The organism is Candidimonas humi (assembly GCF_019166065.1).
Lineage (GTDB): Bacteria > Pseudomonadota > Gammaproteobacteria > Burkholderiales > Burkholderiaceae_B > Candidimonas > Candidimonas humi.
The window spans coordinates 14,373-27,960 of record NZ_JAHTBN010000009.1 but is presented as its reverse complement, the minus strand read 5'-3'; the positions used below and the strand labels follow the sequence as shown (position 1 = coordinate 27,960).

14 protein-coding genes are annotated in these 13,588 nt (G+C 63.7%); 5 read left to right on the top strand and 9 right to left on the bottom strand.

Annotated elements, in window-relative coordinates; genetic code table 11:
• Positions 1-78: 78 nt before the first annotated feature.
• Genes KVP10_RS17260 through KVP10_RS17250 form a run of 3 tightly spaced genes read right to left on the bottom strand, consistent with a single transcriptional unit; the run spans position 79 to position 2,837 of the window.
• Positions 79-1,437 carry an N-acetylmuramoyl-L-alanine amidase gene (locus KVP10_RS17260; protein ID WP_217965914.1) on the bottom strand — a complete coding sequence of 453 codons (1,359 nt, stop codon included), beginning with the start codon at positions 1,435-1,437 and terminating at the stop codon, positions 79-81.
• Positions 1,407-1,922 carry a tRNA (adenosine(37)-N6)-threonylcarbamoyltransferase complex ATPase subunit type 1 TsaE gene (gene tsaE, locus KVP10_RS17255; RefSeq protein ID WP_217965912.1) on the bottom strand — a complete coding sequence of 172 codons (516 nt, stop codon included), beginning with the start codon at positions 1,920-1,922 and terminating at the stop codon, positions 1,407-1,409. The genes KVP10_RS17260 and tsaE overlap by 31 nt, the downstream gene beginning before the upstream one ends.
• An 18-nt stretch (positions 1,923-1,940) precedes the next feature.
• Positions 1,941-2,837 carry an AEC family transporter gene (locus KVP10_RS17250; RefSeq protein WP_217965909.1) on the bottom strand — a complete coding sequence of 299 codons (897 nt, stop codon included), beginning with the start codon at positions 2,835-2,837 and terminating at the stop codon, positions 1,941-1,943.
• Between the two features lie 158 nt (positions 2,838-2,995).
• Between KVP10_RS17250 and KVP10_RS17245 the strand changes: the two genes are divergently transcribed.
• From KVP10_RS17245 to KVP10_RS17235, 3 genes are all read left to right on the top strand, one after another.
• Entirely contained in the window at positions 2,996-3,985 is a 990-nt protein-coding gene (locus KVP10_RS17245) for a tripartite tricarboxylate transporter substrate binding protein BugE (protein WP_217965906.1), read from the top strand.
• A gap of 760 nt (positions 3,986-4,745) precedes the next feature.
• On the top strand, positions 4,746-5,009 hold the full coding sequence (locus KVP10_RS21535; protein ID WP_217965904.1) for an Arm DNA-binding domain-containing protein: 264 nt from the start codon (positions 4,746-4,748) through the stop codon (positions 5,007-5,009).
• On the top strand, positions 4,949-5,233 hold the full coding sequence (locus tag KVP10_RS17235; RefSeq protein WP_246600787.1) for a HigA family addiction module antitoxin: 285 nt from the start codon (positions 4,949-4,951) through the stop codon (positions 5,231-5,233). Before KVP10_RS21535 ends, KVP10_RS17235 begins: the two co-directional genes overlap by 61 nt.
• A gap of 191 nt (positions 5,234-5,424) precedes the next feature.
• On the opposite strand, the gene KVP10_RS17230 is transcribed toward KVP10_RS17235, so the two are convergent.
• From KVP10_RS17230 to KVP10_RS17215, 4 genes are all read right to left on the bottom strand, one after another.
• Positions 5,425-6,399: a Bug family tripartite tricarboxylate transporter substrate binding protein gene (locus tag KVP10_RS17230; RefSeq protein WP_217965901.1), complete on the bottom strand. Its 975-nt coding sequence runs from the start codon at positions 6,397-6,399 to the stop codon at positions 5,425-5,427.
• Between the two features lie 69 nt (positions 6,400-6,468).
• Positions 6,469-7,311, bottom strand: a complete 843-nt coding sequence (locus KVP10_RS17225; protein WP_217965899.1) for an ABC transporter substrate-binding protein — start codon at positions 7,309-7,311, stop codon at positions 6,469-6,471.
• A 48-nt stretch (positions 7,312-7,359) separates the two neighbouring features.
• Positions 7,360-8,064, bottom strand: coding sequence for an IclR family transcriptional regulator (locus KVP10_RS17220; protein ID WP_217965898.1), 705 nt, complete (start codon positions 8,062-8,064; stop codon positions 7,360-7,362).
• Between the two features lie 63 nt (positions 8,065-8,127).
• Positions 8,128-9,192, bottom strand: a complete 1,065-nt coding sequence (locus KVP10_RS17215) for an amidohydrolase family protein (RefSeq protein ID WP_217965896.1) — start codon at positions 9,190-9,192, stop codon at positions 8,128-8,130.
• Between the two features lie 572 nt (positions 9,193-9,764).
• On the opposite strand from KVP10_RS17215, the gene KVP10_RS17210 reads away from it, so the two are divergent.
• Positions 9,765-10,760, top strand: a complete 996-nt coding sequence (locus tag KVP10_RS17210; protein WP_217965894.1) for a Bug family tripartite tricarboxylate transporter substrate binding protein — start codon at positions 9,765-9,767, stop codon at positions 10,758-10,760.
• A 1-nt stretch (position 10,761) separates the two neighbouring features.
• On the opposite strand, the gene KVP10_RS17205 is transcribed toward KVP10_RS17210, so the two are convergent.
• Positions 10,762-11,685 carry a LysR family transcriptional regulator gene (locus tag KVP10_RS17205; protein WP_217965892.1) on the bottom strand — a complete coding sequence of 308 codons (924 nt, stop codon included), beginning with the start codon at positions 11,683-11,685 and terminating at the stop codon, positions 10,762-10,764.
• A 211-nt stretch (positions 11,686-11,896) separates the two neighbouring features.
• Here KVP10_RS17205 and KVP10_RS17200 point away from each other — a divergent pair, with 211 nt between their 5' ends.
• Positions 11,897-13,414, top strand: coding sequence for a CoA-acylating methylmalonate-semialdehyde dehydrogenase (locus KVP10_RS17200; protein ID WP_217965891.1), 1,518 nt, complete (start codon positions 11,897-11,899; stop codon positions 13,412-13,414).
• Here KVP10_RS17200 and KVP10_RS17195 read toward each other — a convergent pair.
• The gene (locus KVP10_RS17195) at positions 13,398-13,586 is read right to left on the bottom strand and encodes a hypothetical protein (RefSeq protein WP_217965889.1); all 189 of its coding nucleotides are present in this window, start codon (positions 13,584-13,586) and stop codon (positions 13,398-13,400) included. The genes KVP10_RS17200 and KVP10_RS17195 overlap by 17 nt on opposite strands.
• Positions 13,587-13,588 lie beyond the last annotated feature (2 nt).

Genomic DNA, 13,588 nt, shown 5'->3' with positions numbered 1-13,588 from the left:
TGGGTTCATTGTGCCGGAGCCCGATGACGCCGGTGGGCGCCGCCGCGGCGAGGCCGGGTGGCCTCGACCGAGCCCCGGTCAGGCGCGACGGTTCAGCGGCGGATTCGAGGCGAAGTAGCCGTTGATGCCGCCCAGGATGGCGTGAGCCACCTTGTCCTGGTAGGCGGGGCTGCGCAGCCGCCGTTCTTCTTCCGGATTGCTGATGAAGGCCGTCTCGACCAGGATGGACGGGATGTCCGGCGCCTTGAGCACCGCGAAGCCGGCGCGTTCGACGCGGCTGCTGTGCAGGCGGTTGAACTTGCCGATCTGGTCCAGCACATTGGCGCCCAGCTTCATGGCGTCGTGGATCTGGGCGCTGGTGGACAGGTCCAGCAGCACTTGCGCGACCTGCTTGTTGTGCGAACCGAGATCCACCCCGCCGATCAGGTCGGCGTCGTTTTCGCGCTTGGCCATCCAGCGCGCAGCGGCGCTGGTGGCGCCGTGCTCGGACAGGGCGAACACCGATGAGCCCCGGGCGCTGGGCTTGATCCAGGCGTCGGCGTGTATGGACACGAACAGGTCCGCCTTGACCCGGCGCGACTTCTGCACGCGCACATGCAGCGGCACGAAGAAATCGTTGTCGCGCGTCAAGTAGGCGCGCATATTGGGTTGCGCGTCGATGAGCTTCTTCAGGCGCCGCGCGATGAGCAGCACAATGTCTTTTTCGTGCGTGCCGGCGCGGCCCGTTGCACCCGGATCTTCGCCGCCATGTCCGGGGTCCAGCGCGATCAGCAGCGGCCGGTCGGCGCTGGCGGTGCGCGGAGGCTGCGGCTGCGCGGGTTGCGTGCGTGCGCTGCGCGGCAGTTCCTGGCCTTGCACCGAGGGTATGGGGGCCTGGTCGGGCGAGTTGCGCGCCAGGTTTTCCAGCACCTCGGCCAGCGGATCTTTGTCGCTGCCGCTGCCGTTGTCCATGATGGCCATCAGCGGGTCCTGGGCCACCTTCGGATACAAGTCCAGCACCAGCCGGTACTTGTAGCCGCCCACCGGCTTCAAGGTGAAGACCTGCGGCGCGACGGCCTGTTTCAGGTCGAACACCAGGCGGATCACGTCCGGCCGGTTTTGCGCCACGCGCACCGATGCGATGTAGGGGTCATTGGGGCGCACCTTGGACACCAGGTCGTTGATGGCGCTGTTCATGGTCAGCCCGTCGATGTCGACCACCAGCCGGTTGGGGTGTTCCAGCGTGAAGTGCTCGGCCTTGAGCTCGGTGTCCATTTCCAGCGTGACCCGGGTGTATTCGTCGGCGGGCCAGGTGCGCACCGCCAGGATGGTGCCGGCCATGGCCAGGCGCGGGATGACGGGCAGGACGAGCAGTGTGGCGGCGGTGGCCACGAGGCGGCGCCGGGATTGTCCCTGGCGAGAGATTCCTACAGGGAGGGGGCAAGTGTTATCAGCCATGATAGTCCTCTGGTGCTGTGCGCGGCTAAGCGGGCGTTGCGGCCGATGTCTGCGTACTCGAGGCTGATTTCGAGGTCGGGGGGAGGTAAGGAGTTACCTGCTTGCTCTGGCCATTCGATCAAAACCACAGCTTCTTTCTGCAAAATCTCTCTGAATCCGGCATCTAGCCATTCACGTGGATCTCTAAATCTATAGAAATCAAGGTGATAGAAGTATAAGTTAGAAAGTTTATAGCTTTCAAGTAGCGCGTAGCTCGGACTCTTGATTCTTCCCTGTATTCCTGCCGCCCTCAGGAAGGCGCGCGCGAAGCTGGTCTTGCCGGTGCCGAGATCGCCGCGCAGGTGTATGCGCCCCCCGGGCGCGGCGGATTCCAGGCGCGGATCGGTGCCGCAGAGCATCGGGGCGAGCTGGGATGCCAGCGCGATCGTGTCGCTTTCATCGTTCAATTTTAGGGAAATCGACTTCAGTTCGTGATCATCTGCCATGATGTTCGCCTGGTTTCGTCAATGTGGCCCGATCATGATCCAGAACGGGATCGTGATCGCCGACAGCAAGGTGCCCAGGGACATGATCAGGGCCACGAGGCGGCCGTTGCCGCCCATGCGGGCCGCCAGGACATGGGCCGAGGAGGCCGTGGGCAAGGAGCCAAATAGCAACAGTGCCTGCCGCTCGACCAGCGTCAGATGCAGGGCCCAGCCTATGAAAATCGCCGCGATGGGGGTGACGAGCAGGCGCACGGCGATCATCCAGCTCGCCAGCTTCAACTGGCCCCGGCCGCCGGACAGCGACAGCGTGGCGCCGACGCACATCAGGCCGATCGCAATGGCGCAGGCGCCGAGCCTGCCCAGCGTTACCGCCAGGGGCTTGGGCACGGGGATGCCCAGCAGATTGACCAGCAGGCCCAGGACGGTGGCGATGATGAACGGATTGCGCAGGATTTCGCGCAGCGCCTTGCCGCCATTGGTGCGCGCCAGCGCGTGCACCGCCGCCATATTGCTGATGGGCACCGCTATCCCCGCCAGCACTGCCATGGTCGTCTGGCCCGCCGCTCCGGCGACCGAGCCCGCCAGCGACAGTCCTATATAAGTATTGAAGCGGAATGCGCACTGTGCCACCGAAGCGTGCGAAGCCGGGTCGGGGCGCAGCACCGGCACGGCCAGCCAGGCCATGGCGATGCCGAATGCCATGACCGCCAGCGAAGCCTCGGCCAGCGTGGAGGCGCTGCCCAGGCTCAAGGGAGTCTGGGTGATCGAATGGAACAGCAAGGCGGGGAACAGCACGAAATACACCAGTTGTTCGGCGCCGTGAAAGAATTCCGCGGAAAATTTGAGTTTGTGGAACAGCAGCCAGCCCAGGCCTATCAGCAGAAAATCGGGCAATACAAGCGGAATGACGGACATGAAACCGTGCGTCCGCAAGCGATGCAGACGGTCTTAGGGTAATTGCTGCGTAGCCGCAGAAGGAAATAATGGTTATTCTCGCGCCTTTGTGGCCGCGGGCGCTGCGTTCGAGGCGCGCGAGCGTCCGGTGATTATATATGCCTAGAGGAGAAGAACTGATGGCTGCCAAATCCCTGAAGAAGCTTGGTGCGTTGACCCTGATCGCCGGGTCCCTTTCCGTGCTGGCCCTGCCCACGCAGGCCGCCGGCTACCCCGATCATTCCATTCGGGTCATCGTGCCCTTTGCCCCGGGCGGCTCCACCGACATCGTTGCGCGTATCGTCACGCAGCGCATGAGCCAGATCCTGGGCCAGCCCATGGTCATCGAGAACAAGGGCGGTGCGGGCGGCGCCATCGGCGCGGCCGAGGCTGCGCACGCCAAGCCCGATGGCTACACCTTGTCGATCGCCACGGTCTCGACCCTGGCCGTGAACCCGGCTTGCCGTCCCAAAGATCTCAGCTACAAGCCGCTGACCGACTTCATGCCGGTCACCAACTTTGCCAACGTTCCCAACGTCATCGAGGTCAATCCCAAGTTCCCGGCCAAGAACTTCAAGGAATTCGTCGAGGTGCTCAAGAAGAACCCGGGCAAGTATTCGTTCGGCAGCTCGGGCACTTGCGGCGTGCTGCACTTGTTCGGCGAGGCCTTCAAGCTGGCCACCGGCACGCAGATCGTGCACGTGCCCTACAAGGGTTCGGGTCCGGCCGTGACCGACGCCGTCGGCGGCCAGATCGAGATCATGTTCGACAACATGCCGTCGTCCATGCCCCAGATCCAGGCCGGGCGCCTGCGCGCCATGGCCATCGCATGGCCGAAACGCCTGAGCGAGCTCAAGAACGTCCCCACGCTGGCCGAAGAAGGCTATCCCCAGTTGAACCAGCCCGCCTGGTACGGCCTGCTGGCGGTCAAGGGCACTTCGCCGGAAATCATCAACAAGCTGCATGAAGCTGCCGTGCAAGCGCTGAAAGATCCCAAGATCATCGAGGCCTTGCAAAAGCAGGGCGCCGAGCCCTCGGGCAATACGCCGGCCGAATTCGGCAAGGAAATCAAAGAGCAATACGACTGGGCGCACGATGTCGTGGCCAAGGGTCATATCGAAATGAAATAAGCGGCATGGCCGCCGGCGCGGGTTCACCCGTGCCGGCCGCGCGGCGGCAGTTCCGCCCGCGGCTTCGAGCCCGGCAGCGCAGTTCGCGCCCGCCGGGTTTTTTCTTTGCGCCGGTGTGACAAGGCCATGCGTGCGGCGAGGTTTGCCGCGAGGCTTGCGTGGTGTTGCGGATGGTTTGCTGCCGGTTTGGCGTGGGCGTGCTGCGGGGTCCGATGCCGGCTGTAGACCCGCCGGGCCTGCGCCCGCCGCGCCCCGGAAAGCGCGGCACTTCTTGCTATACTTCGTCCCGAATACGTCTCCATAGTTAAATGGATATAACTTTCCCCTCCTGAACAATTGGGCACCCGGCGCCGAAAGGTCCGGCGTGAATGCGCTTAACGTCGGTGAACCCCCTGTGCAAACGAGGCAATACCGAGCGAAGCCTGCCGCCGGCAGGAACGTGTAGAGACTCGACAGGCGCAACCTGCAGCCCGCCGCGCGCGGCGGGCATGGTTAAGATAGAGTCCAGACCACAAACCGCAAGGGCGATGAAAATCGTAGTGGCATGAAGGGAAGATTGCAGGTTCGATTCCTGCTGGAGACGCCAGTTACATGTTCATAAGCGTTCATCAGCGTACAAATAATTCCAATTAATCAAATAGATACGCTTTTTTCCTGTTCCAGAGCATCCACAGACTGTGCACCAGTGTTGCACGCTTGCCGTACCATCGGTCGTACCACTAGACTTTAGCCATGTTCAATTTTGGTTCGGTGGTACGACATGGCAGAGGCAAACCTAACGGACAAGCAGGTCAAGGCAGCGCGGCCTGGGCAGGTTCTGGGGGACGGCGGCGGGCTTTGGCTCCATGTGGCGAAGTCGGGGAACGGGAGAAGCTGGATATACAGGTACACCGATCCAATCAGCGGGCGAGTGCGGAAGATGCCGTTCTGGTGGACTACCAGGACTATCACTAGGAGAAAATTATGCGTATGCACAATCCAGCACATCCAGGTCTGGCACTGCGCGAATTCCTGGGCGAGCTGACCGTCACAGAAGCGGCGGAACGCCTGGGCGTCACCCGTACTGCCCTGTCTCGCATCCTCAATGGATCAGCCGGCATCTCGGCAGACATGGCTCTGCGTCTTCGTGACGCGCTAGGAACCAGCGCCGAAATGTGGGTCAACATGCAGGCCCAGTACGATCTATGGCAGGCTGAGCAAAAGCCTCGGCCCGTCGTCGCATCCTTTCGGGAGCCGGTTCATGTGTGAGTCATGAAAAAGGGCGGCCTGTCAAAGCCGCCCTTAGTGCCGTTTACGACCCATGCCTTGCCTCGGCTAGCCTTGCCTCGCCGTAGCTCGCCAGGCCCCGCCACAGCCCGTCATACCAGGCCAAGCCTTGCCTCATGAATCGGGCGGCTTGGCAGAGTCGCCGCCGGCTCGCACCGGCGGGCGCCTGCCGCTTACTTCACCTTGAAGATCTTCGGTGCGACAGTATCGAAGGTGTGCTGGATGCCTTCGGCCTCTTTCTGCATCGCAGCGCCGTGGACATCCGAAATGCTCATGCCGTGGTCGTGCGTGAACCGCTTGTAGGCATCGCTGTTCACGGCCTTGGACACCAGTTCTTCCATCTTGGCCAGCCGATCCTGCGGCACGCCCGCCGGGGCCACCAGGTAGGTCACTTGCTCCATGTCGCCGTACGGGAACACGTTGACATGGTGCTCCTCGAAGGTCGGCACGTCGGGCAGGGCGTCGATGCGCTGGTGCGCGAATACACCGATCGGCTTCACCAGCCCCGACTTGATCTGTCCTATGCTTTCCGAGGGCTTGACCACGCCCGCGTCGATCTGTCCGCCCGCCACGTCCATCAGCACCTTGGAGCCGCCGGTGTAGGGCACGTCGGTGTAGTCGACGTTGGCTGCTTTGGCCAGGCTGGATGCGAAGATCTGGTTGACGTTATTGGCTCCCGGAATGCCGATGGACACGCCGGCCGGCTTGGTCTTCATCAGTTTGACGAAATCCTCGACGCTATTGGCCGGACTGGATTTCGGCACTACCAGCATCAGCGGATCGACGCCGACCTTGTTCAGCGCGACGAAGTCGGCCTGTGTCAGTTGGGTCGTCTTCAGGGCGATGGCGCCCATCAGCGAGGGCGTCGCCAGGCCCAGGGTGTATCCGTCGGGCTTGGAATGCGCGACGCGGCCCAGGCCGATCAGGCTGGAGGCGCCCGCTACGTTCTCGACGACGACGGTGAGGCCGTCTTTCCCCAGCAGTTCGGCGAGCTTGCGTCCGGTCACGTCGATGGCGCCGCCGGCGTTCCAGGGCACGATCAGCGTGATCGGATGATCGGGATACGTCTCGGCGGCCGATGCGTTGGCCGCCATGAGCGTGGATGCGGCCATGCCTAGGGCGGCTGCGATTCGATGCAGGGTTTTCATGCTTGCTCCTGTGCGTTATTGAGTTTGTGGAATAGGGATGTGGGATCTGTGGCGTTGCGGCGGGCTTTGTCAGGCGCCCGCGATGATGGCCGAGGGCTCGTAGGCGGTCGTCGTCAGGCCTTGCGAGGCGCAGAATTGCAGCAGCAATGCGGCGCCGGTGCGGCTCCAGGGCGCCGGATCGCTGCCGTCCGCCAGGCGGCGCGCGCGTTCGAACAGCGCAGCCAATTCCGCGGCCAGCCAGTCGTGCCGTTGCAGCAGTTCCGACTTCACCGCCAGCAGATGATTGATGGGCTGGGCCTGGTGGCGAGCGAACCAACTGCGCATGACTTGTTCGGCATCCGCAATTACGGTGCGGATATTGGGGTGCGAGCCCAGGTGCAGCGTGATGGCCGCATCGGCCACGCCGTCGGCCAGGGCGTCGTAGAGCTGCATGTCTTGCGCCAGCGGCTGTTCGTTGGGCTGCGGGCCGAGCTGCGCCACATGCGAGTCTTCCTGGGTGAGCCAGGTCACTTCGCCGGGCTTGACGCCGTATTCGGTTTCGAGCAGGCCGCGGATCCACACCGCGGTGGTCTGGCTGTATGCGCGCGCGGCGATGCGCCGGCCGCGCAGGTCGGCAGGCTGGCGTATCGGCGCATCGCGCAGGCAGACCAGGTTGGGCAGGGGATATTCGCGCAGCAGTATGGCCGGCACGCCCGTTATCGGGATGTCGTAGCGGCGCGCGACCGCGAGCGTGGCCAGCGCCATTTCGCAGGCGTCGAACTCCAGGTCGCGCGCCATGCGGCGAAACGCGCGGGTGACCGGCTTGACGCTGACGAATTCGAAGTCGATCCGCTCCGAGGCGACCGTGCCGTCGAACAATGCTTCGGTATAGGGTGTGCGGTCAATGGCGATTTTCAGGGTAAGTGCGTTCATGTTTCGATGTTGCGATATGAAATCCCCGGCGCGTGTCCGGGGTTGTCGCTACGTGTCGGCCGCGGGCACGGCCAGGCGCGAATGCGTGCCGCCCAGCAGCCGGGTCAGTTCCTCGCCGGCATCGCGCACCAGGCGCACGGCCGAGCCGATCGCTTCGTCGCTGGCTCGGAACAAGGGTATGGAAATGCCCACGGCGCCGCAGAAATGGCTGCCCGACTGCCATACCGGCGTGGCGATCGAGGCCAGGTCGGGCACGCGTTCGGCGCGCGTCACGATGGGGATAGCCACCGGTTCTTGCGGCTCGGCCCCGCCGAAAGCTTCGATGACACGGCCGAAGGCGCCCATGGGCAAGGGCAGCAAGTCGCCCACGCGCACGTGCTCGCGGATGGTGCTGCGGGTTTCCTCGCGCACCAGGCAGCGGCGGAAATTGCCTTCCTTGACGAACAGCGAGGCGCTTTCTCCGGTGGCCTGCACCAGGCGTTGCAGGATGGGCCGGACGATGGGGGCGACCTCCAGCGCGTCGGCGAACAGGGTCCCCAGGCGCAGCACTTCCGCCCCCAGCGTGAACGCGCCCGACGGCGCGCGCGCGATCATGCCGTGCGATTCCAGGGTTGCGAGCAAGCGCAGCGCGGTGGCCTTGTGTATGCCGGTGCGGCGGGAAATCTCGGCCAGGGTCAGGCCCCGGTCTTCGGCCCCGTAGCATTTGAGTATGGTCAAGGCCCGCTCGACCGAGCGGTTCAGTACGTCAACCACGGGCGCTTCCCGGCGCGGCCGGGCGCCGCCGCGGCATGCCGCAGCGGCGATACGGCATGCGCCTCAAGCCTGTCGCCCCGGACGGCCGCGCGACGTCAGCAACTTGTCCAGCCGCGGATATACGCGGCGGGCGTTGCCTTCGAAGATCTTGTAGCGGTCGTCGTCGCTGAGCGCGGGCAGCGCATCGACATAGCGCTTGGTGTCGTCGTAGTTGTGGCCGGTTTCGGGATCGATGCCCTTGACGGCGCCCAGCATCTCGGAGGCGAACAAGATGTTTTCCGCCGGGATCACCTTCGCCATCAGTTCCACTCCGGGCAAGTGGTACACGCAGGTATCGAAGAATACGTTCTTGAGCAGGTATTCGGACAACAGCGGTTTCTTCATTTGCTGGGCCAGGCCGCGGTAGCGCCCCCAGTGGAAAGGCACCGCGCCGCCGCCATGCGGAATGACGAATTTCAGGCCCGGGAAGTCCTTGAACAGATCGCCTTGCAGCAGTTGCATGAAGGCGGTGGTGTCGCCGTTGATGTAATGCGCGCCGGTGTAGTGGAAGGCCGGATTGCACGAGGACGACACGTGTATCATCGCCGGGACTTCCAGTTCCTGCAGCTTCTCGTACAGGGGATACCAATAGCGGTCCGTCAGCGGCGGATCGGTCCAGTATCCGCCCGTGGGATCGGGGTTCAGGTTCACGCCGACGAAGCCCAGCTCTTCGACGATGCGCACCAGTTCCGGGATGCAGTTTTTCGGCGCCACGCCCGGATATTGCGGCAGTTGGCCGACCGGCGCGAAGTTATCGGGAAACAGCGTGCAGACGCGGTGGATCAGGTCGTTGGAGATCGTGGTCCACTGCTTGCCTGTTGCTTCCGTGCCGACATGATGCGCCATGCCCGAGGCCCGGGGCGAAAAAATCGTCAGGTCGCCGCCGCGTTCGTGCTGCAGCTTGAGCTGCGGAGCCACGGATTCGCGCAGGGCGTCATCGGAAATGCCCAGCTCGGTAGTAGTGGGCCGTCGCGACGGATCGGCCAGCCCGGCGAGCTGCTTGTCGCGGAATATCTGTACCGCCTGGGGCTCGGTCGTGTAGTGGCCGTGGATGTCGATGATGAGAGGGGATTTTTTCGAGTCGGTCATGTAGCAATTTCCGAGTGTTGATGTATATACAGTATGTATACGTACACGCCTGAGGGTAATGAGGCCGGTCTGGCGGCCTCGGCCGTTTCGTGCGCCGAGATCGCTGGATAAGGTAATCCCCGGGCGGCCGGGGCCGGTGTCCGGCTCGCGTCTGCCTAGCAATGGGGATTTTTGCTGCGGTTACTGCCTCGAAACTGAAACATCGTTTCATGCAGTGAGACTATATATTAGCCGAGCTCCAGTCGGAAAGGCAATGCCGGGCGTGGTGTCCTGTCCGCGAAAGCATGTTTTTCAGTACTCTTCAATTGCTTATGAGGCGTACGAAGCACGAAGCGGCGCATGCGCTGCAGGCCTGCCGGGCAGAGCCCGATTTCGCAGCCGTGCCGTATTCCCCTGTTTCGAGCGAATCGAATGTATCAATTGATGGCATGAATGGTATACCATAGAATCCTAATTGTGCAGCTAGCCTCCGGTTTTCGAGCCCACGATGGCGGCGCGGCCGGCAGGGAAGAAGCCTGATTTCGTCCGGGGGCAAGCAAAAATCCAAGGGTAGACATTCGGGAGGCAAGACAATGAGCAGGATTTGGATACGGCTGCTGGTGGCGGCGGCGCTGGGGTTCGTCTGTGGCGTCAGCTCGGCGCAGCAGGCATCGGGGCAACAGGCCTCGGGCTATCCCGACAAGCCCATACGGCTGATCGTGCCGTTCGCTCCCGGCGGCGGCAACGACACCATCGCGCGCACCGTGGGCGACAAGCTGTCGCCGCTGCTGGGCCAGCAGATCGTGGTGGAAAACCGCGCCGGCGCGGGCGGCACGATAGGCGCGGAACTCGCGGCCAAGTCGGCGCCCGACGGCTACACGCTGTTCCTGGGCGGCGTGGGCAGCCTGGCCATCAACCCCAGCATGCGCAAGAACCTCAAGTACGATCCCATCAAGGATTTCGCACCGATCACGCTGTTGGCCAAGTCGCCGCTGGTGCTGGTGGTGCATCCGAAGCTGCACGTGCATACCGTGCAAGAGCTGATCGCCCTGGCCAAGCAGAAGCCGGGCAAGATCAACTATGCCTCCAACGGCAACGGTTCGTCTTCGCAACTGGCCGCGCTGCTGTTCGCCTCGATGGCGGGGGTAAATATGGTGCACATTCCCTACAAGGGCTTGAGCCCTGCGCTGACGGGGCTGATCGGCGGCGAAGTGCCGATGATGTTCAGCAGCGTGGTGGCGATACTGCCGCATATCCAGAGCGGCAGGCTGATCGCCCTGGGCGTCAGCGGCACGAAGCGCCTGGCGGCCTTGCCGAAGGTGCCCACCATCGCGGAAACCGGGCTGACCGGCTACGAGGCCAATTCCTGGTACGGAATCCTCGCGCCCGCGGGCACGCCGCGCGCCATCGTGCTCAAGCTCAATGCGGCGATAGACAAGGTGTTGCAGATGCCCGATGTGCGCAAGCGCCTGGACAGCGAAGGCGCCGAAATCGTCGGCGGCAGCCCCGAGCAGTTTGCCGACTATATCAAGCAGCAGAAGCAGGAAATGGGCGAGATCGTCTCCAAGGCGGGCTTGAGCCTGAACTGATTCACCCCTGCGCCAGCGCGTCCTTCAAGTGCTGCACGAACATGCGCAGCGCGCGCGGCACGTAGGCGTTATAGGGGCGTATCGCGTAGATGGCGTCGCCGAACACGCTGGCCGGCTTCCATGACGGCAGCAGGTGGCACAGGCGCCCGGCGGCCACGTCCTGCTCGGCGCTGAAATCGGGCAGCAGCGCCACGCCCTGGCCCGCCAGCACCAGTTCGCGCAGGGCCTCGCTATTGTTGGCGCAGAAATTGCCATGTATGGGGACGCTGCGTTTGTCGCGCTTACGTTGGGCCGGCTCGAATATCCATACTGGCGGCAGCCCCGGGCGCAGGTACGACAGGCAGTTGTGGCTGCCCAGGTCCTCGGGCCGCCGCGGGGTGCCGTGGCGCGCAAGATAGGCCGGCGCCGCCACCAGCAGCGTCTTGCTGGGGCGCAGGCGCCACGCCACATGCGTTTCGGGCACGTTCGACGTATGGCGTATGGCGAGGTCGAAGCCTTCGCGGGCGAGCGAGCTCAGGTGGTCGGAAAGCTCGATCTCGATGCGCACTTCGGGGTGCTTCATCAAGAAAGTGCCTATCGTGGGAATGATCTTCTGGCGGCCCAGGGCCATGGGCGCGGTCACACGCAGGGTGCCGCTGGGGCTGTCCGCGAGGTCGCGCACGTTGGAAAAACCCTGTTCTATGGACTCGAAGCCATGGCGCGTCTGCTTGACCAGCGATTCGCCGGCCTCGGTCAGGCGCACGCTGCGGGTGGTGCGGCTGACCAGGGTAACGCCGGCGGCCTGTTCCAGTTCGGCGATGCGCAGGCTGACGGCGGCTTTGCTGACGCCCAGGTGCCGGGCCGCGGCGGTGTAGCTGCCCGCCACCGACAGGGCGTTGAGCCAGTAGATATGCGACCAGAGAGGTTCCTTGCCGTGTTCTTTCATGATGGCTTCCTTGCGGCGGGTATCCGCGTGCGTGCTTATTGTCAATTTTTTTGAACAATGAGTCCAATGTTACGGCATTGAAGAGGACGCGAGCCAAACCTATACTGGGCCGCATACGCCATTGTCGGCCGCCAATCCAGGCAGCCGCGGCGGCAGTTTTCCGCGGCCCGGAATCCCTGGGCCAAACTCCAGACAGGACCAGAGACCCGCCATGAATGCTCCCCAGCCTTATACCGACGGCAAGGATGTCGTCAATTTCATCAACGGCGCGCGCGTGCCCGGCAGTTCGGGGCGCAAGCAGGACGTGTTCAATCCGTCCAGCGGCAAAGTGGCACGGCACCTGGTGATGTCCACGGCGCAGGACGTGGATGCGGCCGTGGCGGCGGCCAGCAAGGCCGCGCCGGCCTGGGCCGATACGCCGCCGGTGCGCCGTGCGCGCATCCTCAACCGCTTCCTGGCCCTGATGCAGGAAAACACCGACAAGCTGGCCGCGATGATCACGGCCGAACACGGCAAGGTCTTCACCGATGCCCAGGGCGAAGTGGCGCGCGGCATGGACGTGATCGAGTTCGCCTGCGGCATTCCGCAATTGCTGAAGGGCGGCTATACCGACCAGGTCGCCAACGGCATCGACAACTGGACCATGCGCCAGCCGCTGGGCGTGGTGGCCGGCATCACGCCGTTCAACTTTCCTTGCATGGTGCCGTGCTGGATGTTCCCGGTGGCCATCGCCGCGGGCAACACTTTCATTCTCAAGCCCAGCGAGCGCGACCCCAGCGCTTCCTTGTTGATGGCCGACCTGCTCAAGCAGGCGGGCCTGCCCGACGGCGTGTTCAATGTCGTGCAAGGCGACAAGGTGGCGGTCGACGCCCTGATCGAGCATCCCGATGTCGCCGCGGTCAGCTTCGTGGGCTCGACGCCCATCGCCCATTACATCCACGAGCGTTGCGCCCATTTCGGCAAGCGCGTGCAGGCGCTGGGCGGCGCCAAGAACCATATGGTGATCATGCCCGACGCCGACCTGCCGCGCGCCGTCGATGCGCTGGTGGGGGCTGCTTACGGCTCGGCCGGCGAGCGCTGCATGGCGATTTCGGTGGGGGTGCTGGTGGGCAGCGTGGCCGATCGCATCGTCCCCTTGCTCGAAGAACGTGCCCGCAGCCTGAAGATCAAGGACGGCATGAACCTGGACGCCGAAATGGGTCCGGTCGTCACGTGCCAGGCCAAGGAGCGCATAGAAAACTACATCGAGGCGGGCGTGAAAGAGGGCGCCGAACTGAAGGTGGACGGCCGCGGCTACAAGGTACCCGGCCACGACGATGGCTTCTATGTCGGCGGCACCTTGTTCGATCGCGTCCAGCCCGAGATGAGCATCTATCGCGAGGAAATCTTCGGCCCGGTGCTGGCCTGCGTGCGCGTGGACGACTTCGGTCAGGCGGTCGATCTCATCAACAACCACGAGTTCGCCAACGGCGTGTCGTGCTTCACCAGCGACGGCCATATCGCGCGCGAGTTCGCGCGCCGCATCCACGTCGGCATGGTCGGCATCAATGTGCCCATCCCGGTGCCCATGGCCTGGCACGGCTTCGGCGGCTGGAAGCGCAGCCTGTTCGGCGATACCCATGCTTTCGGCGAAGAGGGCGTGCGCTTCTACACCCGCCAGAAGTCGGTGATGCAGCGCTGGCCCGAGAGCATCAGCAAGGGCAACGAATTCGTCATGCCGACGGTTTGATTGCAGGCGCGGCGGTGCAGCGCGCCGCTGCGCCGCCGTGATGCGAGCTTGCGCAGGCCTCGCGCAGGCCTGTTTGAAAGTAAATGTAATCGATATTGATGGCTGAATTTTTTTTGCCTAACATTCTTCCATAAAAATAAAATAAAAATTCGCAATCCGAATTATTTGCCATGA